Raw genomic sequence first — 20,681 nt, forward strand, 5'->3', positions numbered from 1 at the left:
ACATATAAATAAGGTGATTAGAAACCGACCTCTAGTCCTCAGTTCTTTGTTCCTGTTCAATTAGCAACTTATAAAATCTTTGTCATAATTTAATTTTCTTGTAAAATAAGTTAACATCGGATATTACTTCGCCGATAATGATAACTTATCTCGAAACAGGGAAAGCAGTAGTCCTCGAAAATTCGCGAATTGTGCGAGGACCGTATTTACAACTGGGAAGTGAGTCTAGCATTGCAATCCGCTGGGCTACTGATACTCCAGTTCAAGGCAGGGTATGGTACGGTGAGTCCCCTGAAAGGCTGTGTTTTGTGCAGGACGAAACAACGATCGCCTGTAACCATATAGTCAAGTTAAGGGATCTCGAACCAGATACAAAGTACTACTATGCAGTCGGTTCGTCAGGGGGAATACTAGCTGGAAAAACAGAAGACTTCTTTTTTGTCACTGCGCCATCATCAAACCTAGCACCTGAAGATGTTCGACCTCTACGTATCTGTGTTTTAGGAGATGCAGGACGAGGAAATGACATAGCAGCCAGTGTACGAGATGGATACCTGAAATTTACAGGAAGTCGCCATACTGACTTCTGGCTGATGCTTGGTGACAACGCTTATGAGACTGGAACCTATGAAGAGTACCAACGGGGAATATTTGATATGTATCCCCAACTTCTTCAAAGTAGTGTTCTTTGGACAGCTATTGGCAATCATGATGCAGGATCTGCTGATTCACCGTCGCAGTCAGGTCCCTACTATGAGCTTTTCACTATGCCAACTTGTGGGGAAGTAGGTGGTTTGCCATCTGGAACAGCTGCCTATTATTCTTTTGATTATGGCAACATCCACTTTATCTGCCTCGATTCCTATGGATGCGATCGCACCCCTGAAGGCGAAATGTTAAGTTGGCTGGTACGGGATCTTGCAGCAACAGATAAGGATTGGAAAATTGCATTTTGGCATCATCCTCCTTATACAAAGGGGTCACACGATTCAGATACCGAAATTGAACTCATTGAAATGAGAGAGCGTACACTTCCCATCATAGAAGAGGCAGGAGTAGACATTGTGCTGGGCGGTCACAGCCACTCCTACGAACGTTCTTACCTAATTGACGGACACTATGGCACCTCAGATACCTTTACCGAACAGATGAAAAAAGATGGAGGAAGTGGACGAGAAAGTGGATCGGGTGCATATCAAAAACCCCTTCAAGCTTCTCATGCTGGAACAGTGTATATTGTTGCAGGTACATCCGGCTTTGCCGATGGAGTATCACCCCATCCAGCAATGTATACTTCACTCAGTATTCCCGGATCGCTGGTGATAGATGCACGCGGGAAAAGACTTCATATCCAATTTGTTGATCACGAGGGCAACGTTAAGGATGAGTTTACAATGGTGAAAACCTGCTCTTTAAATCCAACTTAGTTGTGATTTTCTTTATCAAATTCGCGGATGGGTAGCTGTTAGAAAAGAACTTACCCAAGAAATGGCTGGATTCCCGTTAGCGTAAGGTTTGGAGGCGAGCGTATAACCTGACCCATCCGCGCTCCTCACCCAGACTGGATTTCAGCCATTTTTACTCTACTCAATTTCAATTTTCCGTGCTATGATTAATCCATCCGCGATTCTGAACCATGAAAACCACATAGAGATAAGTTTTCCAGCTTCTGCTGTTGCAACTTATACTAATCCCTATCAGGGATTGAAACAACAGTAGCAGCAACTGCTGATAATTCTCCTTATGTTGCAACTTATACTAATCCCTATCAGGGATTGAAACGTGATGGCCGCCACCGCCGTACAGCTTAGCGATCGCAGTTGCAACTTATACTAATCCCTATCAGGGATTGAAACGAGCAATTTAACCTAGCAGAAGTCAAAATGCCGCGAGTTGCAACTTATACTAATCCCTATCAGGGATTGAAACTTCTGGCGATGGAGCTGTGCAAATTGGGGGGAACAAGTTGCAACTTATACTAATCCCTATCAGGGATTGAAACAAAACGGAGAAACGTAATCGGCAGATGCGGGATGCGTTGCAACTTATACTAATCCCTATCAGGGATTGAAACTAAATGGCGATCGCCTTTGGAATATATCTATAAGCTAGGTTGCAACTTATACTAATCCCTATCAGGGATTGAAACTAAATGGCGATCGCCTTTGGAATATATCTATAAGCTAGGAGTTGCAACTTATACTAATCCCTATCAGGGATTGAAACGAGTGAGATTGGGATAGCGCGGGACAGCCGTGTTTAAGTTGCAACTTATACTAATCCCTATCAGGGATTGAAACGAGTATTAATTGAAACCACGATTGTAGCAATTCCTCCAGGTTGCAACTTATACTAATCCCTATCAGGGATTGAAACAGAATATGCCGAGTTTGCTGCTAAATGCGTAGCAGCGGTTGCAACTTATACTAATCCCTATCAGGGATTGAAACCAATCAACGATTTAGAAACTAGCCGCAAATTGATTGAAGTTGCAACTTATACTAATCCCTATCAGGGATTGAAACGAAGCTAGAATTGCTTCTTCAAGTTTCTCTTTTTTGGTTGCAACTTATACTAATCCCTATCAGGGATTGAAACCCCAACCTTTCCAAAGCGACAAGTGAAATTCTCTCCTGTTGCAACTTATACTAATCCCTATCAGGGATTGAAACAACACTCAAGGCAATGCTTTAAGAGAGGCCGCAGGTTGCAACTTATACTAATCCCTATCAGGGATTGAAACTCAAAACTCTTAGTTTTTCATCTGCTTCGTTAATAAGTTGCAACTTATACTAATCCCTATCAGGGATTGAAACAGATTTTTGAGGCGGTGAACTTTCACTCCAGCTTCAATGTTGCAACTTATACTAATCCCTATCAGGGATTGAAACCAAATGGTTGATTATTGAATCCAGTTATACAATTAGGTTGCAACTTATACTAATCCCTATCAGGGATTGAAACTTGCTATTTCTGGATGACGCTGGAAGAAAAATGCAAGTTGCAACTTATACTAATCCCTATCAGGGATTGAAACTCAATAGGGATTAAAGTTGAGATATCTAGTTGTGGGCGATCGCCTCAAAGAATTGAACGAAGAACATTGAAACTCAATAGGGATTAAAGTTGAGATATCTAGGGGATACTGACACCCTATCCCTGAAGTTAGTAAAATTGAAACTCAATAGGGATTAAAGTTGAGATATCTAGACCACTAGATTCCAAAGCATACTTCTGTGTTGAGGGTGCGTTTATCGGCGGTTTTTGAACTCTTGGATGTAGGCTTAACAAGCCCCCTCTCCCCATGGGAGAGGGGGTTGGGGGTGAGGGCTTTTTCCATCTGCCCTCTGCCTTTTCTTAGTGCCATTCCGTTCCTCAACCCAACTTACGATGAGCGAGATGAATGACATATGTTGGATTGCCATACTAAAAGTCAATGCTTAGGGACTTCCAAATAAAAAAATCTCCCAAAATTTCTTGTGGTGCGGGCGTCCCCGCCCGCCACTAATACAAAACGGGCGGGGACGCCCGTTCCACAAGAGGGATAATTTATTTTTTGGAAATCCCTTAAACGCCCTTTCTGTAAATTCAGGCACAAAAGAAGATCTGATCGGCGAAAAAAGCGTATAATAGGGGACTTGTTTGTAAAACCTCTTTAATAGGAGATATATCCTTGTGAAAGAAAGTATCATCAAAATTTCACAACCAGTTCCAAAAGTTCCACCCTTGTCTAGTGATTCTGAACTGCTATCAAGTGTGACTCAAACTGAAGAAATTAGTATACCAGAAGAACCACAAGAACTAGATCTAGAATCTATAGATATGCTTGCAGAACCAACTTACGCTAGGTTTGATACCACGAACTCTAGTGGTTGGAAAGCCTCAGACATTCTGCGCGAAATTAGATTGGATAATTTTGATATGGACTGTGCTGATTAACTAGCAATGAGTTGCTGAATATCTTTTTAGAAATAAGTTAAAAAGCATCAGCTAAGTTTACTCAAATTACCCAATTCAAAATCATTGTTGTAGATTCTTCAGATCGAGAGAGCGCCACTTATCCAGCAAAAGGGTTGTCTACTTGGTTATGCCTGCATTACCTCCAATACTTAAAAAACAGAGTTTATACTCTCAACTTTAAGAAAAATCAGACTTTTTCTGACTTTTTCAGCCTGTAAAGTCCTGAAAAATGGCTTATATTGAATTTTGTGAAAAGATTATAAGCCTTCCAATTTCGTGTTTACTGCACTCAGAAAAACTTTGAGTGCATTTTATTTGATATCCCCTGTACGGGCATTGTTTGAAAGCGTCAAATGGCTGTTAAATGTACAAAAGCCATTATGTGAATATAAATTCATATGTTTGGATAGTAGATTAAACGCCAAAAATGCCCATTTCTCATCAACACCACGGTCACAGTCACGAACCACCTAGTTATAATCGTGCCTTTGCGATCGCGACTGTACTAAATCTAGGGTTTGTCTGCCTTGAAGCCCTGTTTGGCTTCCTCAATAATTCCCTGGCTTTGATTGCAGATGCGGGTCACAATCTCAGCGATGTCTTGGGGCTACTCTTAGCTTGGGGAGCCTCCTGGCTATCTCGGCGTCGCTTTATACACCGTTATACTTACGGTCTGCGCCGTTCTTCTATACTAGCAGCACTCGCAAATGCTTGCTTTTTACTGCTAGCAATGGGTGCTATTGCTCTCGAAGCGTTCAAGCGGCTCTACAGCCCAGTACCCATCGCTGGTTATGTAGTTATCGGAGTAGCGTTGGTAGGAATTGCTATCAACACGGGTACAGCATTGATGTTCATATCTGGTAGAAAAAGTGATTTGAATATCAAAGCAGCATTTTTGCATATGGCTTCGGATGCTTTAGTCTCTCTTGGTGTAGTGCTTGGCGGTATTGCCATTATGACAACTGGTTGGTTGTGGTTTGACCCAGTTATCACTCTCATTATTGCGATCGTTATTACTATTAGCACTTGGAACTTGCTACGAGATTCTGTAGATTTAGCCCTTGATGCCGTACCAAAAGGAATTGACTTGCTGGCAGTTCGGACTTATTTAATAGAACTCCCTGGTGTTGTGGAAGTTCACGACCTACATATTTGGGCAATCAGTACCACTGAAGTCGCATTAACTGCTCATCTTGTCATGCCAACAGGAAGTCTTGGTGATGCTTTTCTGACTCGAATCAGAATGGAACTTCATGACAACTTTGGCATCGAACACACGACTATTCAAATAGAAAAAGGTGGTTTTCTACTTTCCTGCAGTCAAGAGTCCTGTTGTGGTTGATATCCTCCTACTTGATTGATAGCTTCATCCCTAATTTGTGTGTTCTACCTATTAATTACTTTTTGTTAAGTTTATTAAAATAAAAGAGCTATTTTTTGGCAGTTGTGTGAGAATCTGTAAAGTTTAATATAAAACGTAAATAATTATAAACAATAACTTGAAAATCTTTGATAAATGGCTCTATGTTGATGTGAGGCTTTGTTTAACTCTTGTTTAAGATTTCTTTACAGGAATGTTAAGTGAAATTTCGGGTTTTACGTAACATTACTGGTATAACATAAAAGTGAATAAAAACTCGGACTATCATAAATATCAAGAGCATCAGAGTTACCGTTTGGAGATCGAGACCAAAGGCTAGAAATTAGGAAAAACTGGGTGTAACTGCCATACGAAGGCAACGAATATCTTAAGGAAATCACGTAATGCAACCAGGACTTCCAAGCTTTGCCAATCTTGCCAAAGGATTGGCTGTTCTAAGCCAGCAACGAGCCACAGGGGAACTTATTTTCTCTTCAGCCAATGAGAAATGGCATTTATACTTATTTCTAGGGCGGTTGCTATACGCCACCAGAGAAACTCATCGCGCTCGTCGTTGGTATAGAGTCGTGACGCAAGATTGCCCTAGTTGGAACTTTGAAGACCATAATATAACTTTACAAAAGGACGAACTTTGGGAATATCACCTGCTTAAGTTGGGTCTGAAACAAGATCGGTTGACCTTAACCCAAGCGAAAAGCATTGTTGGCAAAACTATTGATGAGGTTTTATTTGACCTGGTCACTCATTCCAAATTAAACACTCATTGGGTACCTAAAAAATTACATCCAATTGCTTTAATAGATATCAAGCCATGCTTGTATACAGCTGTTGAACAACGGAATAGATGGCGTAACATGGATTTAGAGGAATTGAAACCCGATACGGCACCAATTGTTAAACAGCCAAACTTTGAAAATTTTAGAGTTTGTAAAGATTTCTTTGGAATCATTGAGCTTGTGAATGGAGAAAACACTATTTGGGATCTGGCCTTACAACTTCAAAAACCTGTCATAACAGTAGCGAATGATGTCCAGCAATTGGTAAATAAAGGCATTCTTGAACTCTCATCTATTGGCGATCGCTCCGTTCCTATAAAACTCATAAATTCCCTACAGGAAAAGAAAAAATATGCCCAATTCTTCAATTCTATAGATGATATAAAGCCAACACCATTACCGTCATCACAAGCGATCGCTCAAACAAATACTTCAAGTCACTTCAATCAACGAGAAAGGGAATTATCGGCGGACAGTAACTATAACTCCAATAATTCTTTAGTCAAAGCAACTGTTTCATTACCGATTGTCTCAGTACCTGTGAGTGCTATTCCCCACCAGGATTTACAAAGGAATATAGCGATCGCAACAGAAATAATCTCACTTTCAGTCCCTCACCCGACAAGTCACTCCCGTGAAAGTTCCTACGCTCCTCAACCAGAGTTGATTCCTCCAACCACAGGTACAGTTCAACCCGAACTCAAAAGTCCTTTAATAGCATATATTGATGATAGCCGCAGCGACAGCTTAAAAATGGCTTATATCCTGACCAAATCAGGGTATCGGTGTATTAATATTCAGGAATCAGTGAGTGCATTAACAACCTTATTAGAGAATAAGCCCAGCCTGATTTTTCTAGATTTGGTTATGCCAATTGCAAACGGTTATGAAATTTGCGCTCAAATTCGCCGTGTCTCAGCTTTAAACAATACACCCGTCATCATTCTTACAAGCAATGATGGAATTGTAGACCGTGTCAGAGCGAAAATGGTTGGTTCATCAGGCTTTTTAGCAAAACCTATCACAACAGAGAAGGTGCTAAAAATTATACAAAAGTATCTACCAAAATCAGTGAACAGTGACCGGTGACCAGTGACCAGTGACCAGTGACCTAGGAAAATACTTTTATGACCACAGTCCTTTTAGTTGAAGATAGCTTGACTGAAACACAAGTAATAACCTCTTATCTCAAACAAGCAGGGATAGCGGTCATCTGTGCTAGAAGTAGTGAAGAAGCACAAATTAAATTGCAATCACAAACCCCAGATTTAGTCATTTTAGATGTCATTCTACCAGGTCAAAGTGGGTTTGAACTTTGCCGAGAACTCAAAACAAATTCCAATACTCAGCACATTCCTGTGGTTATGTGTTCAACTAAAGGAACAGAAGCAGATAAACTCTGGGGTTCGATGCTAGGGGCTAATGCTTATATATCCAAACCAGTAGACCAACAGCAACTTATTCAAATTATCCAAAAATTAACCAACAAATTTATAATTCGTAATTATTAATTGCTTAATTAATAATTACGAATTCTTGAAGTATGAAATATGCAAATCAACTCATCACTAACAGCAATCAATTTAGATCCCTTAGGATTAGAGCCATTACCTCCAGAAAGAAATCTTTCTAAATTACTGCGCTTTCCTCTTGGCTCTCAAAACAGTGCCTTACTGCCTTTAGAACAAGTTGCAGAAGTTATAAAAGTCAACATGGTAGATATTTTACCAATTCCTGAAATGCCAAACTGTATTTTAGGTATTTGTAATTGGCGAGGAGAAATGCTTTGGCTTATAGATCTCAACGATCTTATTAGCTATGCTGCACCAATAATAGCGACTCCTATGGCAATAGTGGTTCAAGTGAATCAACAGGCTGTCGGTTTAGTAGTGCAGCGAGTTGATGATGTTGAGTTACATGACTTGGAACAACTGCAAAAGGCGGTAACTGGGTTGTTTCCTCGTTCGCTGTTGCCTTTTGTTTTGGGTGTTTTACCAGGTGACAATCTTGTTTTAGATGTCATTGCTATTATTCAGAGCCACTTATGGCAAATACATCATTAGGTGTAGGGCTAAAGCCCACCAGTATCAATCGTGGTGGGCTTTAGCCCTACCTACAGGACTTTTCAAGTTTGAACATTTTACAGGTATTTTCATGCAGGATTTTAAACAAATCGAACAAAGTTTGAGTTCACAATCTTCTTTTGAAGAAACACCAACTTATAGTAATGGTAATGGGGAAAAGAGTCAGGTAAAAGGAGATTTTGATTTACAAAAAGCGTTGGGTTTAGTAACTGCTATAAAGATAGATTTACAACAAGAGGGGCATTCCGTTAAACCAGAAGCTCGTGACAAAATTCTGCAATTGGAAAAATGTGTTCAGGAATTACAGACACAGTTTGAAATTGATTTAGCGATCGCAACCGAGCAACACAGCAAGCAGGAGCGACAACAGTTGTGGGGAATTCTGAATCAGATGCACCAGACAACAAGTGTCGATATCTTGTCAAGAACCACAGCCACTGAGATTCGCAAACTCTTACAAGTAGATCGTGGATTAATTTATCGTTTTCAGTCTGACAAGCAAGGCATGGTATTGGCTGAATCGATGACATCCGGTTACACACCAACTCTAGGGGAATATTTACCAGCACTTGTGTTTGGGATAGAATCTCGAGCAAATTGCGAACAACCAGTTATCGCGCTTAACAATATTTATGAAAACGCTTTTAGTGCCTACCAGATCCAGCTTCTCAAACAATTCCAGATCGAGGCTAGTTTGAGTCTACCGATTGTACTAGAAGGGCAAGTTTGGGGACTACTTGTGGTTCAGCAATGTTCTCATGCCCGAAAGTGGAAAGAAACAGAGTTAAACTTGCTATATCATATTGTTGCTGAATTCAAGCTGAAATTACAAACACTAGAGCTTCAAACCCAAAGGCATGAAGAAGCCAAGCAAGAAAAAGTTTTGGCTCAAATCCTGCAAAAAATCCCTCCGTCTTCTGATGCGAGCACGACTCTTGGTAACATTACCCAGCAACTGCGGCAGTTTTTCAAAGCTGATAGAGTAGCCGTTTACCGATTTTACCCCGATTGGAGTGGTGAATTTATTGCTGAGTCAGTTGGTGCAGGCTGGATATCTTTGATTCAAGAGCAAGAGAAAGACAGTACTTTTCATTCAGAGAATAAAGTAGATTCCGATCTCTGTACTGTAAAGTTGTTAGGCAATCCGGTAGCCCGTTCCACCGATTCTTATATGAAAGATACACAAGGTGGAAGCTTTGTTATAGGAAAGGGGGTGAAGCGGGTTGATGACATCTCAACCGCAGGCTTTTCCGATTGCTACTTAAAAACACAGGAAAAATACCAGGCTAAGGCTTATATCATAGCTCCTATTTTTGAAGGGGAACAACTTTGGGGGTTAATGGCCGTTTTTCAAAACTCTAGTCCCCGACACTGGCAAGATTCTGAAGTGACACTGCTGTCGCTCGCGAGCAGTCGTCTGAGTACTATCCTCAAGCAAGCTGAATCAGCCGCACAACTCCAGCAAAAATCAGAGCAGATTGTAGCAGAAAGAGAGCGATCGCTAACGCGTGTGATAGAGAGAATACGTCAACCTATAGACATCAATGTCATTTTAAAAATGACAACTCAAGAAATCCGAGCTCTATTAAAAGCGGAACGAGCCGTAGTTTACCGTTTTGAGGAAGACTGGAGTGGAGAGTTTGTTGCTGAGTCAGTTGCGAATGGTTGGATTTCTATGTTGCAGGAACAGTCAGAAAATCCACTCCTGCGAGAAAATGTCAGTGAGTGCAGTGCAAAAATCCTTGGAGGCGGTAATTCTAAAGTTACAGACACCTACTTACAACAAACCCAAGCAGGGCAATTTACAACACCAGCAAACTTTAGAGTTGTTAACGATATTCGCCAAGCTGGATTTTCACCTTGTTACCTTGATGTTTTAGAACAACAGTATCAAGCTAGAGCTTATATTATTGCTCCCATTATCAAAGGCAATCATCTCTGGGGTTTGTTAGCAGCCTACCAAAACTCCAGTCCCCGCCAATGGGAAGAATCAGAAATTAAAGTTCTCACTCAAGTTAGCAATCAACTGGGAGTAGCCATACAGCAAGCAGAATACCTGAAACAACTCAAAGAACAGTCTGCTCAGATCGCCAAAACAGCAGAGATAGAAAGATCTGTTGCCAAAGTCATTGACAAAATTCGTCAATCATCAGATATAGAGACGATTTTTAAGACAGCTGCTCAAGAAATTCGCAAACTTCTAAATCTAGAACGAGTTACCATTTATAAATTCCGTCCAAATTATTTTGGTGATTTCGTTGTGGAGTCTGAATCTGGAGGATGGCCAAAATTAGTAGGTAGTGGTTGGGAAGACGCCTATTTAAACGAACATCAAGGCGGGAGGTTCCGCAACAATGAACCCTTTATTGTAGATGATATTTACAATCGCGGTTTTGTCGATTGCCATATTGAAGCTTTAGAGAAATTTGGAGTTAAATCTTGCTTAGTTGTTTCTATATTCCAAGGGCAGAAACTTTGGGGATTGCTCTCTGCTTTTCAACACAGCGGACCCCGACACTGGGAAGACATAGAAGTCAAAATATTGACACAAATTGGCTTGCAACTGGGAGTCGCGCTGCAACAGGCGGAGTATATTGAGGAACTACGCGTACAATCACAAAGGTTAGCCAAATCTGTAGAACAAGGAAGTGCTTATAGCAAACTTGTTTACAGACTGGGACTGGCTCTGATTCAAGAGAATTTTTTACTAGACAACCTTTTGCAAATGGCTGTTCAGGAATTGCGGAGACAATTAAAGACGAGTAGAGTTGCTATCTACCGCTTTAATTCTGATTGGGGTGGTGAATTTGTGGTAGAGGATGTGCATAGTGATTGGATAAAAGTTGTCGGAACTGAGTTGGCCCGGACAGAAGATACATATCTTCACGAAACAAAAGGCGGTCGCTATCGCCGCAAAGAAACCCTCAGTGTCAACAATATCTATACTGTAGGGCATGAAGAATGCCACGTTCAACTCCTGGAACAGTGGGGAACAAAGGCTTACATGATTGCACCCATTTTTAAAGGCGATCAACTTTGGGGGCTATTAGGGGCTTATCAGAATGACGAACCGCGCCAATGGGAACAAATAGATGTTAACTTGCTAGCTCAGGTAGGAGTCCAAATCGGTCTTGCGTTACAACAAGCAGATTACTTAGAGAAATTGCGCTCTTCAGCACAGCAACTTTCAGAAGCAGGCGCACGAGAAAAAGCAGCAAAAGAACAATTGCAGATGGAAGTGATTCAGTTATTATCTGCGGTACAACCAGCAATGAGAGGGGATCTAACCGTTCGAGCAACGGTTACAGAAGGTGAAGTTGGTACAATTGCCGATGTTTACAACAACATCTTACAAAGTCTGCGAAAGATTATCATGCAAGTGCAGACCTCTTCGAGAAAAGTTGCCCAAACATCCCAAGCAAGCGTTGCTTCTATCGTTGGTTTAGCCAACCAAGCACATCAACAATTTCAGTCGCTTAACAATGCTTTAGAGCAAATGCAGACAATGGCAAATTCCACCAAAGCTGTAGCAACAAACGCGCAACAGGTAGAAGCCGCCGCTCAACAAACCAATCAAATTGTGCAGCACGGGGATGCAGCTATGAACCGTACTGTAGATGGGATTCTTGAGATTCGGGAAACAGTTGCAGAAACTAGCAAACGCCTCAAGCGCTTCTCGGAAGCTTCTCAAAAAGTTTCTAAAGTTGTCAATTTGATCGGTCACTTTACCACTCAAACTCAACTGCTTGCTCTCAATGCAGCCATTGAAGCCACCAAAGCAGGGCAATACGGACGCGGTTTTGCCGTTGTTGCAGATGAAGTAAGAACTTTAGCACGTCAATCAGCTGATGCAGCAACGGAGATTGAGCAACTGGTTGAAGACATCCAAAAAGGTACGGCAGAAGTTTCCATGGCGATGGAACACGCCATTCAGCAAGTTGCTTCCGGAACAATGCAAGTTCATGAAGCCCGCCAAAATCTCAATGCAATTGTTGCTGCAACTAACCAAATTAGTCAGCTTGTGGAGGGTATTACTCAAGCAACACAAGTACAAACACAACAGTTTGAGTCAGTGACACAAACCATGACACAAGTGGCCGCTATTGCTAATACAACCCAGGAGAATTCTATCGAGATTTCTACCTCTTTTAAAGAACTTCTCAGCATGGCACAAAATCTTCAGACAAGTGCTGACCAGTTTAAGGTTGATTAATAAAGGGTTAGTGGTTGGTGGTTAGTCGTTAGTGGTTAGTGGTTAGTGGTTAGTGGTTAGTAGCTCAAACTTTCTGATTCCTAATCTCCAATCCCCAATCCCTAATCTCTAACCCCCAATCCAAAATCTAAAATCCAAAATCTAAAATCCAAAATTGTCCAATGACATTTCACGAGCAAAGTTATCAATATTTTCTCCAAGAAGCTCAAGAACTGCTGCAAGAAATAGAACAAGAATTGTTCGGTCTTCGAGAGAGCTATGATATTAACAAAGTCTATAATTTGATGCGAGCAACTCATACTTTAAAAGGTGCAGCAGCTAGCATCAGTTTAGAAACGATCGCAACTGTAGCTCACTCTTTAGAAGATATTTTTAGAGCTATCTGTAAACCTAATTTATTGATTGAGCCAGAAGTTGAAGCTTTACTTTTTGAGAGTTATGAATGTCTTTATCTCTCCTTAAATGCTGAATTCACGGGCAGATCTCTTAATGAGGCTGAGATTCTTGACCAAATAGCTGCGATTTTTGCACAATTGCAAGAACAGATGGGAGACTCTTTTAGATTAGAAGCCGATCTTCCTAACTCAGAAGAACTAGGTTTCGATTTAACAAAATCTATATTTGAAATAGGTGTAACCCAACGGTTAGATGAACTAGCAGCAGTTATAGCTAGTGTTAACTCCGAAGAAATTTCTTCTCTATTAAGAACTCAGGCTGAAGTTTTCTTCGGTTTGGGTGAATCATTAAATTTACCAGGATTTCAAGCTATTTCCAAAGCAGTACTCACTGCTTTAGAAAACTATCCAAGTCAAGCGGTGACCATTGCTCGTATTGCTCTAGTCAACTTTCAAGAAGCTAGAACATCAGTATTAAATGGCGATCGCACCCAAGGCGGTCAACCCTCGCGGGCTTTACAGCAACTTGGCGCACTACGCACTTATGCAACAGAAACAATCCTCGACTCATGCAATAAACCAGCCCCAAATTTCCTAAAATCAGAACAAGCCACTCCAGTTTCCCATTCTCCCCCTCCCTTTTCTAGCACTGTCAGAGTCAATGTTGAGCATTTAGAACAACTTAATTATTTCATTGGAGAACTACTTACCAACCAAAATCGTCAGTCTTTACAAAACGAACAACTATGGAACGCGATTCGAGTTCTTTTTTCTCGGTTAGAAAAACATCAACAGCAACTTAATGAATTACAAGATTGCTTAATTGGGGACTGGGGACTGGAGAGATGGAAAGATGGGGAGATGGGGAGATGGGGAGATGGGGAGATGGGGAGGACTCTACCACCTCACCCCCTTACCCCCCAATCCAAAATCCAAAATCCAAAATCCAAAATTCAATCACTTCTTGAAGACACCGTACAATTGATAGAAGCCTCCGAAGAAGTAGAAATGTATGCTCGCCAGTCTCAAGAGACCCTTGAAAAACAGCGTCGATTGCTAACCGATACTCGCGATTCTCTCATGGAAGCCCGGATGCTACCTTTAGGAAATCTTTTTGAGCGGTTTCCTCGTATCCTGCAAAAATTAGAAATTGTACATAAAAAACAGATTACACTAGAGTTTCAAGGGAGCGATACTCTGGTAGATAAAGCAGTTGTTGAGCGGCTATACGATCCCCTATTGCACTTAGTTCGCAATGCCTTTGACCACGGAATTGAAACTCCTTCTACCCGACAAAAATGGGGTAAGCCAGAAAAAGGTGTCATTGAAATTCGCGCTTACCATCAGGGTAGATATTTGATAGTTGAAGTTCAGGATGATGGCCAAGGATTGGATTTTGAAAAGATTCGCACTAAGGCAGTAAAAGAGCGATTAGTTTCACCTCAATATGCCAGTCAATTAACTCATGAGCAACTTATTGATTTATTATTTGAACCAGGGTTTTCTACAGCTTCTACTGTGAATGACCTCTCCGGACGGGGTATGGGTCTTGATGTGGTTCGCACTCATTTACGAGCAATTCAAGGTACAGTTTCAGTCTATTCTGAACCACATCAAGGGACAATGTTTAGACTTCAAATTCCTCTGAGCTTGACCATTGATAAATTATTAGTGTGTCAAGCAGGTGAGAAAATTTATGGTTTATTTGCTAATGCGATCGAGGAAATTGTCATTCCTACAGTTGAGCAAGTTAGATGCTGGGATAGTGGCAAAGCCCTTCGATGGTGTAAAGGGAATACGGAAACTCTCATCCCTATTTACCAACTCGCCACAGCCTTAAATTATTCCTCATCGGTTACTCAATTCCCAGTCTCTAGGCTGAAACGTTCTTTTATTGAAAAGGGGCATAAAATCATGCCTCTCATTCTCCTTCGCTGTCAGGATCGACTTTTAGGTTTAGAAGTCGATCAACTTTTTGGAGACCTTGAATTGGCGATCCGTCCTTTAGGAAGTGCGATCGCACCACCTCCTTATGTTTATGGAGGTAGCATTCTCGCTGATGGTCAGCTTACGCTTGTCCTAGATGGAACTGCATTAATCAATCATTTGTCCGAACAGCAAACTCATGAGAGTGCCAACAACTTTACAAGTTCAGTCCCTCTCATTCCAAACTTGAAGCATCAGCAATTACCAATTCAAACGCGTGCTGCTTTAGCAGCAGCACCAAATTTTGAGGAAAAACCATGTAAAACAATTCTACTTGTAGATGATTCCATCACTGTACGCCAAACTCTAGCGTTAACTTTACAAAAAGCCGGTTATCAAGTCATTCAAGCAAAAGATGGTTATGAAGCTATTGAACAAATTCGTTACCATGCCGATATCCAGTTAATTTTCTGCGATATCGAAATGCCTCGAATGAATGGATTTGAGTTTCTAAAAAACCGTCAACAAGACCCTAGTTTATCAGATATTCCAGTTGTTATGTTGACTTCTCGAAGTAGTGATAAACATCGGATGCTTGCTTTTAAATTAGGAGCAAATGCTTATATTACTAAGCCTTATTTAGAACATATGCTGTTAACAACAGTCACAGATGTATTAGAGAAGAAAAATTAACCTTAGGCAAGAATTGTGAATAACGAAACAAATACAGAAAAATTTATTGTTTTTAAAGTAGCAGATTGTTTTTTAGCACTGTCTGTTAATGATGTGCTAAAGGTAATCAATTGTTCGGATATCAACAGTAAAAGACTGACAAAAATGGGGTTAGTTCAAATAGGCGAGCGCACGATTAGACTTTTGGATTTACAGCAACAGTTGAGTTTAGATAACTTACCTCAGTTGTCGGATAACGAATCATTTCTAGTGATTACACGCGATGCAGAAGGAGAATTGTGTGGGGTACTAGTTCATGAACCACCCGATTTAGTCGAGTTACCACCCGAAACAATACGTCCGCTTCCAAAATCCGACATTTACAGCAAAGCAACCCCTGACTTAGTCAGTCATGTAGCTGTTTTATCTTACCAAGAAACGATCAAAACTATTTTTCTGCTAAATTTAAAGCGTACCATAACAATTCCCAATACTGAATTTTAACTGTTTGACAGTAAACTGTGTTACGCTCTAATGGTTGAGAAATATTTTCGGTCATGTGACTGACATGGGATAGACGCCTCTCCGAATCTAAATCTCTACACCCCTAATTTTGGAGGTCTTCTGTGTCAGTTTATATAGGTAATTTATCTAACGAGGTTGAAGACGAGCAACTTAAGCAGGTTCTTTCAAGGTATGGATCTGTTAAGAGAATTTTAGTGTCTACAAAGCACAGAACTGGCGAAAAAAGGGGATTTGCTGTTGTAGAAATGGCAACGGATGCTCAGGAATCGGCAGCGATTGAGGCGTTGAGAGGAACTGAATGGATGGGGCATAGCCTCAAAGTTAGTAAACCTAAAACTGTCTAAGATATATTTTTATGAGGTTTTAATGAATTGTATTCAAATTCGTACAGTTTTCATATAAATATCCTAGCTTTTGTTGCCTTTTAGTTTTTCCCCATTCAAAGAGAGTTTTTTATGCTTAACAGCCCTTTACGTGAAGAACCTCGTAACAAGCGAGCTCCTGTCATTCGTACAACTAATGAGTTTGTGATTCTCGAATGGCTAAAATCTAGTGGTCGCCTTATAGAGCGCACCCCTCAAGAATCTGAGTATTTGAATGAAGTAGAAGAAATTTCAGAGATAATAGACCTTGATGATATTCCCTACGATCCTGAGGATGACGAAGTTGCGGTTGATTTAGAGGACTAGCTTAAGGTTTTAGTCAAATCGCAAGTAGTTTATATACAACCTGTGGGAATACATTATGGGGGCTTCGCCTCCCAATTAATGTATCGAAGCAGTCCCAATGAAAAATGCATTCCCTAGCTTGGTCAAGGAATGCATTTTTCACATCTTGCAGCTCGTTACTATATCTTGCTATAACAGTGTTATGAACAAGAACACTGTTATAGATAGCGGTAATACAAACCTGCACCAACAAACCTTACAGTACTTGGGATTTGCGATCGCTTGTATATTATTCAGATGAGAACCGCTATCATGCTGATTTGGAGTTTAGGTAATACGACTTCGTAGGAACTTTCTCGATTCTGAGTTGTTAGTGGGACATAGATGACCAAAGCCCGTGGTGGATTCGGATCGTAGCGAGAGACAATCACCACAGGTCGCATCTTTGCTGCCAGTCCCAAGTCAACAAGCCAAACTTCAGCTGGTTTTGGGTTCATCTAATAAATCTAATACTTCTTGCTCAACAACTCGTGAACGCAGAATATCTAAAACATCCTGGTCAGCCATTTCAATAATTTCTTATACATATTGCCGCACTTGTTCGGCAACATCAGGCTTCCATTGTCGGAATTTTGTGTCTAGCTTTTCTATCAGAGTATTCATCTATACTTTTGTATGTTTTTTAGCATTCTAAACATAGTACTAGTTTAGCAGTATTTAACCTGCAAAAATTAGCAACTTCTTAAAAATAGAACGAATCAAATTTGATTCAAATTCTGGGTTTTGCGAGTTTCCTTTTTCTCTTGCTAAAATTTTGGGACTCCGACCTACATTGACGATCGCTCTTTTAAAAGTTTCATTCCCAGTTTGCTGCCAAAGATACTGAGTGAATAGATAAGTAAAAGCTCCCTCACTAAAATCATTAAAGTTGGCATCAATTGCGTATTCGTCACGTTTAGCAGAGGCGATGATATTCCTCAGAGTTAAGAGTTCTCTGTTCCCTGTTGCCTGAAAATCTTCCATAATAAAAAGAGCGTATATGACAATGGGACACTTATGAATCCAGATACCTCTTTTAGCAGCACAGAACCCCTGGTTTATTATCACCAGCAACACTTGCACCGAACAATATCGGGACGAATTGGAGAATATCGTTCGGGTATTGGCAAGCATCACCAATATTTCTCCAGAAGAGGTTAAACCATATATAGATACCTTGTTGCAGCAACTGCTCAACCGACAACAAGAACGCCCCTTCCATGAAACCGCAACAGCACAGGAGTGGGTAACAGCTTTTCGGGAATGGGCGGCTAGTCACCGTCATAACGCTCCTCCCCTGTCGGAATATGCGGTAAGCCGGCAAAACATATATGAGGATGAGAGACTGTAGTGGCGAAGATTTCAACCGTTATGCTGGAGAAATCACTCCCGTACATCCAACCGCCATCACATCAATTTGATGGTTGCAATATTCCCAACAACTCCTGCAAAGTCACCGAATCTGAAAAATGTCAGACTACAGCGCGATCGCAATTTACAGCCATTTTCAAGTAAATAGACCACATCTGTAAGAGCGCAATGCCTTGCGCCCCTACCAACGGTGTAGTTCATTTAGGTGAAAACTGCTGTAATTGAAGCTACAGTCCATTGCCTACAATCAACTCACGCGTACTATACAACGAAATCCGATGTGACAAGTTGAGGTATCAACTGTTTCTGGATGCCGTGCTGCTGGTCGATAACGCTGGCAGTAGTTGGGCGCACAAAGAAAAGAACCGCCTTTCAGGACTTTTCTGGGTATTTGAGCTTGCGGTACAGTGGGATCGTAACTCTCTTCTTGTGTTGCACCTCTAGGGTTGATAGGAATACAACAAGGTTTTGTTTTGTTTTCTGGGTGATGGCCTTGATACCAATCGGTTGTCCATTCCCAAACGTTGCCTACCATATCATATAAACCATAGTCATTGGGAGGATATAAACCAACTGGTTCTGCTCCAGGAGAATTTGGTTTTAGGTTTTGCCAGGGAAACTCTCCTTCCCAAGTATTTGCCATCCGCTTGCCCTGAGGGGAAAATTCATTGCCCCACGCATAGACAGCACTATCTAATCCACCGCGAGCAGCAAATTCCCACTCTGCCTCAGTTGGGAGTGATTTGCCAGCCCAAGTTGCATACGCCTCAGCGTCTTCATAGGCAATATGCACTACGGGATAGTTTTCTTTCCCTTTAATAGAACTGCTCGCTCCTCTTGGATGTCGCCAGTTAGCACCAGGCACATAAACCCACCAGCTACAATTTTGTAAATTGACTGGTTGTTTTGGCTGCTGAAATACAGCCGAGCCTGCTACAAGCAGTTCTGGTATAGCGCCAGGATAATCTTCTAGTTTTGGTTGACATTCCGCAACAGTTCTATAGCCAGTTGCTTTCACAAAATGTTGGAACTGTTTATTGGTGACTGCATAGCGATCCATCCAGAAACCACCAACACGAACAAGATGGGCTGGACTTTCTTCTGGGTAGTGGCGATCGCACCCCATCATAAAAGTCCCACCCGGTATCCAAACCATATCGCGATCGCGCCCTTTGTGAGTAGGCTTGGGAGTTATTTGCTTGCCTGATTTACGACTTGAATTTTGTTGGCATAATCTTTCTTGCATAGCTCGCTTTCCTCAAGCTGGATAAGGCAACACTTGTGCATCCCACTCTTGAAATTTACTCCGAAGTTGTTCTAACACTTTAGGGTAATCATCTTTGAGGTCTGACTGTTCGCCTTCGTCAGTGGCAAGATTAAACAGGTATTCTTTTTCTCCTTGCTTTAAGTACTTCCAATCTCCACTACGGACTGCTGCTTGAAGTGGTTGTGAAGAACCAGGGCGATTGGCTTTGTAGCGCCAGTATAGCGATCGCGGATAAACAGCTTTTTTACCTAAAATGACAGGTAGCAAATTTCGCCCATCAAGAGGATAGTTTGGATCGGGTTCAGTGCCAGTTGCTGCCAGAATTGTTGCAGTCAAATCCATCGTGATGGTAACTTGAGTATTCACTTGATTAGATGGGACAACTCCAGGCCAGCGAATAATAGCGGGAACTCGCAAACCGCCTTCGTACAAACTACCTTTTCTGCCTTGGAAGGGGCCAAAATTAGAGTACTGTTCTCCTCCATTATCACTCACGAAAATAACTATCGTATTGTCAGCCTGCCCAGACTCTGCTAAAGCTGTTAAGACTTTACCAATTCCATCATCAAGGCTTTTCATGATTGCAGCATAGGTTTCTGGTGACCCTCCAGCAGTGAAGTTATTGGAATTGTAAAAAGTTTTACTTAACTCTTCATCTTCCGGTCCTTCCCAAGGCCAGTGTGGTGCAGTGTAATGAAGGCTGAGATAAAAAGGACGAGTTCGAGGTCTTTTGATGAAGTTAACAGCACGTTCGGTATATAAATCTGTCGTATAGCCTGGTCGATCTACAAGCACTTCACCTTCATAAAAATCAAGCACTCCACTGCCAGTTTTATGGGTGAAGTAGTCGATGGCTCCACTATAGTTACCAAAGAACTCGTCAAAGCCACTTTTCAAAGGACCATAATTGGGTAAAAAACCAGTATGCCACTTACCGACTAATGCTGTCTCATAACCATTAGCCCTTAAAAGGGAAGCTATTGTAGGGTGTTCTGGGGGTAATCCAATAGTTTCTCCTCCAGCCAAAGGTTCTTGAAGCCCAACCGACAATCGGGCTGGATAACGACCTGTAAAAAAGCCTACACGCGTTGGCGTACAAACGGTTTGCGCTGCATAAGCATTAATAAACCTTGTACCTTCTTTCGCCAATTGGTCTAAATTTGGCGTTTGATAGTTAGTCTGTCCGTAAACGCTCAGATCGCCCCAGCCTAAGTCATCCGTTAAAATAAATACTACATTTGGACGCCGTTGTTTGGCAGAAACAGAAGAAAGAAGGCTGCTCGCTCCCATCGTGAGGGCTGTACTGGCAATTGCAGTGCCTAAAAATTTGCGCCGACTAATTGCTTCTGGTAGATCTTTGTGCATATCCCTAATTTTTGCTTGTTTTGTTGATTGCCTTAGCCA

16 protein-coding genes, 2 pseudogenes and 1 CRISPR repeat array are annotated in these 20,681 nt (G+C 41.3%); of the genes and pseudogenes, 13 read left to right on the plus strand and 5 right to left on the minus strand.

Translation table 11 applies throughout. The annotated features are described in order from the left end of the window. The first annotated feature begins 137 nt into the window (after positions 1–137). The 11 genes from WA1_RS05845 (at position 138) to WA1_RS05895 (ending at position 16,621) form a co-directional block, all read left to right on the plus strand. Positions 138–1,427, plus strand: a complete 1,290-nt coding sequence (locus tag WA1_RS05845; RefSeq protein ID WP_017748141.1) for a purple acid phosphatase family protein — start codon at positions 138–140, stop codon at positions 1,425–1,427. A 247-nt stretch (positions 1,428–1,674) separates the two neighbouring features. After that, a CRISPR array of direct repeats spans positions 1,675–3,037; the repeat unit is 37 nt; unit sequence GTTGCAACTTATACTAATCCCTATCAGGGATTGAAAC. Between the two features lie 638 nt (positions 3,038–3,675). Next, positions 3,676–3,939 (plus strand): hypothetical protein, encoded by a 264-nt coding sequence (locus WA1_RS05850; protein ID WP_017748140.1) that lies wholly within the window; start codon positions 3,676–3,678, stop codon positions 3,937–3,939. A gap of 448 nt (positions 3,940–4,387) precedes the next feature. Next, positions 4,388–5,302: a cation diffusion facilitator family transporter gene (locus WA1_RS05855; RefSeq protein ID WP_017748139.1), complete on the plus strand. Its 915-nt coding sequence runs from the start codon at positions 4,388–4,390 to the stop codon at positions 5,300–5,302. 422 nt (positions 5,303–5,724) lie between these two features. Further along, on the plus strand, positions 5,725–7,206 hold the full coding sequence (locus WA1_RS05860) for a response regulator (RefSeq protein ID WP_017748138.1): 1,482 nt from the start codon (positions 5,725–5,727) through the stop codon (positions 7,204–7,206). 38 nt (positions 7,207–7,244) lie between these two features. Next, complete coding sequence (locus WA1_RS05865; protein ID WP_017748137.1) at positions 7,245–7,628, plus strand: response regulator transcription factor; 384 nt, start codon at positions 7,245–7,247, stop codon at positions 7,626–7,628. A gap of 39 nt (positions 7,629–7,667) precedes the next feature. Beyond that, positions 7,668–8,180 (plus strand): chemotaxis protein CheW, encoded by a 513-nt coding sequence (locus tag WA1_RS05870; RefSeq protein WP_017748136.1) that lies wholly within the window; start codon positions 7,668–7,670, stop codon positions 8,178–8,180. Continuing rightward, positions 8,134–12,414 carry a GAF domain-containing protein gene (locus WA1_RS05875; RefSeq protein ID WP_272819077.1) on the plus strand — a complete coding sequence of 1,427 codons (4,281 nt, stop codon included), beginning with the start codon at positions 8,134–8,136 and terminating at the stop codon, positions 12,412–12,414. Before WA1_RS05870 ends, WA1_RS05875 begins: the two co-directional genes overlap by 47 nt. Positions 12,415–12,575: 161 nt before the next feature. Continuing rightward, complete coding sequence (locus WA1_RS05880) at positions 12,576–15,428, plus strand: hybrid sensor histidine kinase/response regulator (protein WP_017748134.1); 2,853 nt, start codon at positions 12,576–12,578, stop codon at positions 15,426–15,428. Between the two features lie 15 nt (positions 15,429–15,443). After that, a complete protein-coding gene (locus WA1_RS05885; protein ID WP_017748133.1) occupies positions 15,444–15,911 on the plus strand; it encodes a chemotaxis protein CheW in 468 nt (155 codons plus the stop codon). 122 nt (positions 15,912–16,033) lie between these two features. Then, complete coding sequence (locus WA1_RS05890; RefSeq protein WP_017748132.1) at positions 16,034–16,276, plus strand: RNA recognition motif domain-containing protein; 243 nt, start codon at positions 16,034–16,036, stop codon at positions 16,274–16,276. A 111-nt stretch (positions 16,277–16,387) separates the two neighbouring features. Further along, the gene (locus WA1_RS05895; RefSeq protein WP_017748131.1) at positions 16,388–16,621 is read left to right on the plus strand and encodes a DUF3134 domain-containing protein; all 234 of its coding nucleotides are present in this window, start codon (positions 16,388–16,390) and stop codon (positions 16,619–16,621) included. 302 nt (positions 16,622–16,923) lie between these two features. Here the strand turns inward: WA1_RS05895 and WA1_RS05900 are convergent. The 3 genes and pseudogenes from WA1_RS05900 to WA1_RS05910 form a co-directional block, all read right to left on the minus strand. Next, a pseudogene (locus WA1_RS05900) lies at positions 16,924–17,097 on the minus strand (type II toxin-antitoxin system PemK/MazF family toxin); the annotation flags it as partial. Beyond that, positions 17,078–17,263, minus strand: a pseudogene (locus WA1_RS05905) (hypothetical protein). The pseudogenes WA1_RS05905 and WA1_RS05900, both read right to left, overlap by 20 nt. Positions 17,264–17,317: 54 nt before the next feature. Then, positions 17,318–17,623, minus strand: coding sequence for a hypothetical protein (locus tag WA1_RS05910; protein WP_017748128.1), 306 nt, complete (start codon positions 17,621–17,623; stop codon positions 17,318–17,320). A gap of 118 nt (positions 17,624–17,741) precedes the next feature. Between WA1_RS05910 and WA1_RS05915 the strand changes: the two genes are divergently transcribed. Together WA1_RS05915 and WA1_RS56645 are read left to right on the plus strand one after the other, a co-directional pair. Next, the gene (locus tag WA1_RS05915; RefSeq protein WP_026135175.1) at positions 17,742–17,990 is read left to right on the plus strand and encodes a hypothetical protein; all 249 of its coding nucleotides are present in this window, start codon (positions 17,742–17,744) and stop codon (positions 17,988–17,990) included. Continuing rightward, positions 17,990–18,154, plus strand: coding sequence for a hypothetical protein (locus WA1_RS56645; protein ID WP_158516597.1), 165 nt, complete (start codon positions 17,990–17,992; stop codon positions 18,152–18,154). The genes WA1_RS05915 and WA1_RS56645 overlap by 1 nt, the downstream gene beginning before the upstream one ends. Before the next feature lie 103 nt (positions 18,155–18,257). Here WA1_RS56645 and WA1_RS05920 read toward each other — a convergent pair whose 3' ends face one another. After that, positions 18,258–19,256: a formylglycine-generating enzyme family protein gene (locus tag WA1_RS05920; protein ID WP_017748126.1), complete on the minus strand. Its 999-nt coding sequence runs from the start codon at positions 19,254–19,256 to the stop codon at positions 18,258–18,260. 12 nt (positions 19,257–19,268) lie between these two features. Beyond that, a complete protein-coding gene (locus WA1_RS05925; protein WP_017748125.1) occupies positions 19,269–20,642 on the minus strand; it encodes a sulfatase-like hydrolase/transferase in 1,374 nt (457 codons plus the stop codon). Positions 20,643–20,681: the final 39 nt, after the last annotated feature.

Origin of the sequence: Scytonema hofmannii PCC 7110, from assembly GCF_000346485.2 — a bacterium.
Taxonomy (GTDB): domain Bacteria; phylum Cyanobacteriota; class Cyanobacteriia; order Cyanobacteriales; family Nostocaceae; genus Scytonema; species Scytonema hofmannii.

Bases quoted from the DNA above. Each gene is read 5' to 3' on its own strand.
- WA1_RS05845 (WP_017748141.1), top strand. From the start codon at position 138: ATGATAACTTATCTCGAAACAGGGAAAGCAGTAGTCCTCGAAAATTCG.
- WA1_RS05895 (WP_017748131.1), top strand. From the start codon at position 16,388: ATGCTTAACAGCCCTTTACGTGAAGAACCTCGTAACAAGCGAGCTCCT.
- WA1_RS05925 (WP_017748125.1), bottom strand. From the start codon at position 20,642: ATGCACAAAGATCTACCAGAAGCAATTAGTCGGCGCAAATTTTTAGGC.
- WA1_RS05920 (WP_017748126.1), bottom strand. From the start codon at position 19,256: ATGCAAGAAAGATTATGCCAACAAAATTCAAGTCGTAAATCAGGCAAG.
- WA1_RS05855 (WP_017748139.1), top strand. From the start codon at position 4,388: ATGCCCATTTCTCATCAACACCACGGTCACAGTCACGAACCACCTAGT.
- WA1_RS05880 (WP_017748134.1), top strand. From the start codon at position 12,576: ATGACATTTCACGAGCAAAGTTATCAATATTTTCTCCAAGAAGCTCAA.
- WA1_RS05875 (WP_272819077.1), top strand. From the start codon at position 8,134: ATGTCATTGCTATTATTCAGAGCCACTTATGGCAAATACATCATTAGG.
- WA1_RS05865 (WP_017748137.1), top strand. From the start codon at position 7,245: ATGACCACAGTCCTTTTAGTTGAAGATAGCTTGACTGAAACACAAGTA.
- WA1_RS05870 (WP_017748136.1), top strand. From the start codon at position 7,668: ATGCAAATCAACTCATCACTAACAGCAATCAATTTAGATCCCTTAGGA.
- WA1_RS05860 (WP_017748138.1), top strand. From the start codon at position 5,725: ATGCAACCAGGACTTCCAAGCTTTGCCAATCTTGCCAAAGGATTGGCT.
- WA1_RS05910 (WP_017748128.1), bottom strand. From the start codon at position 17,623: ATGGAAGATTTTCAGGCAACAGGGAACAGAGAACTCTTAACTCTGAGG.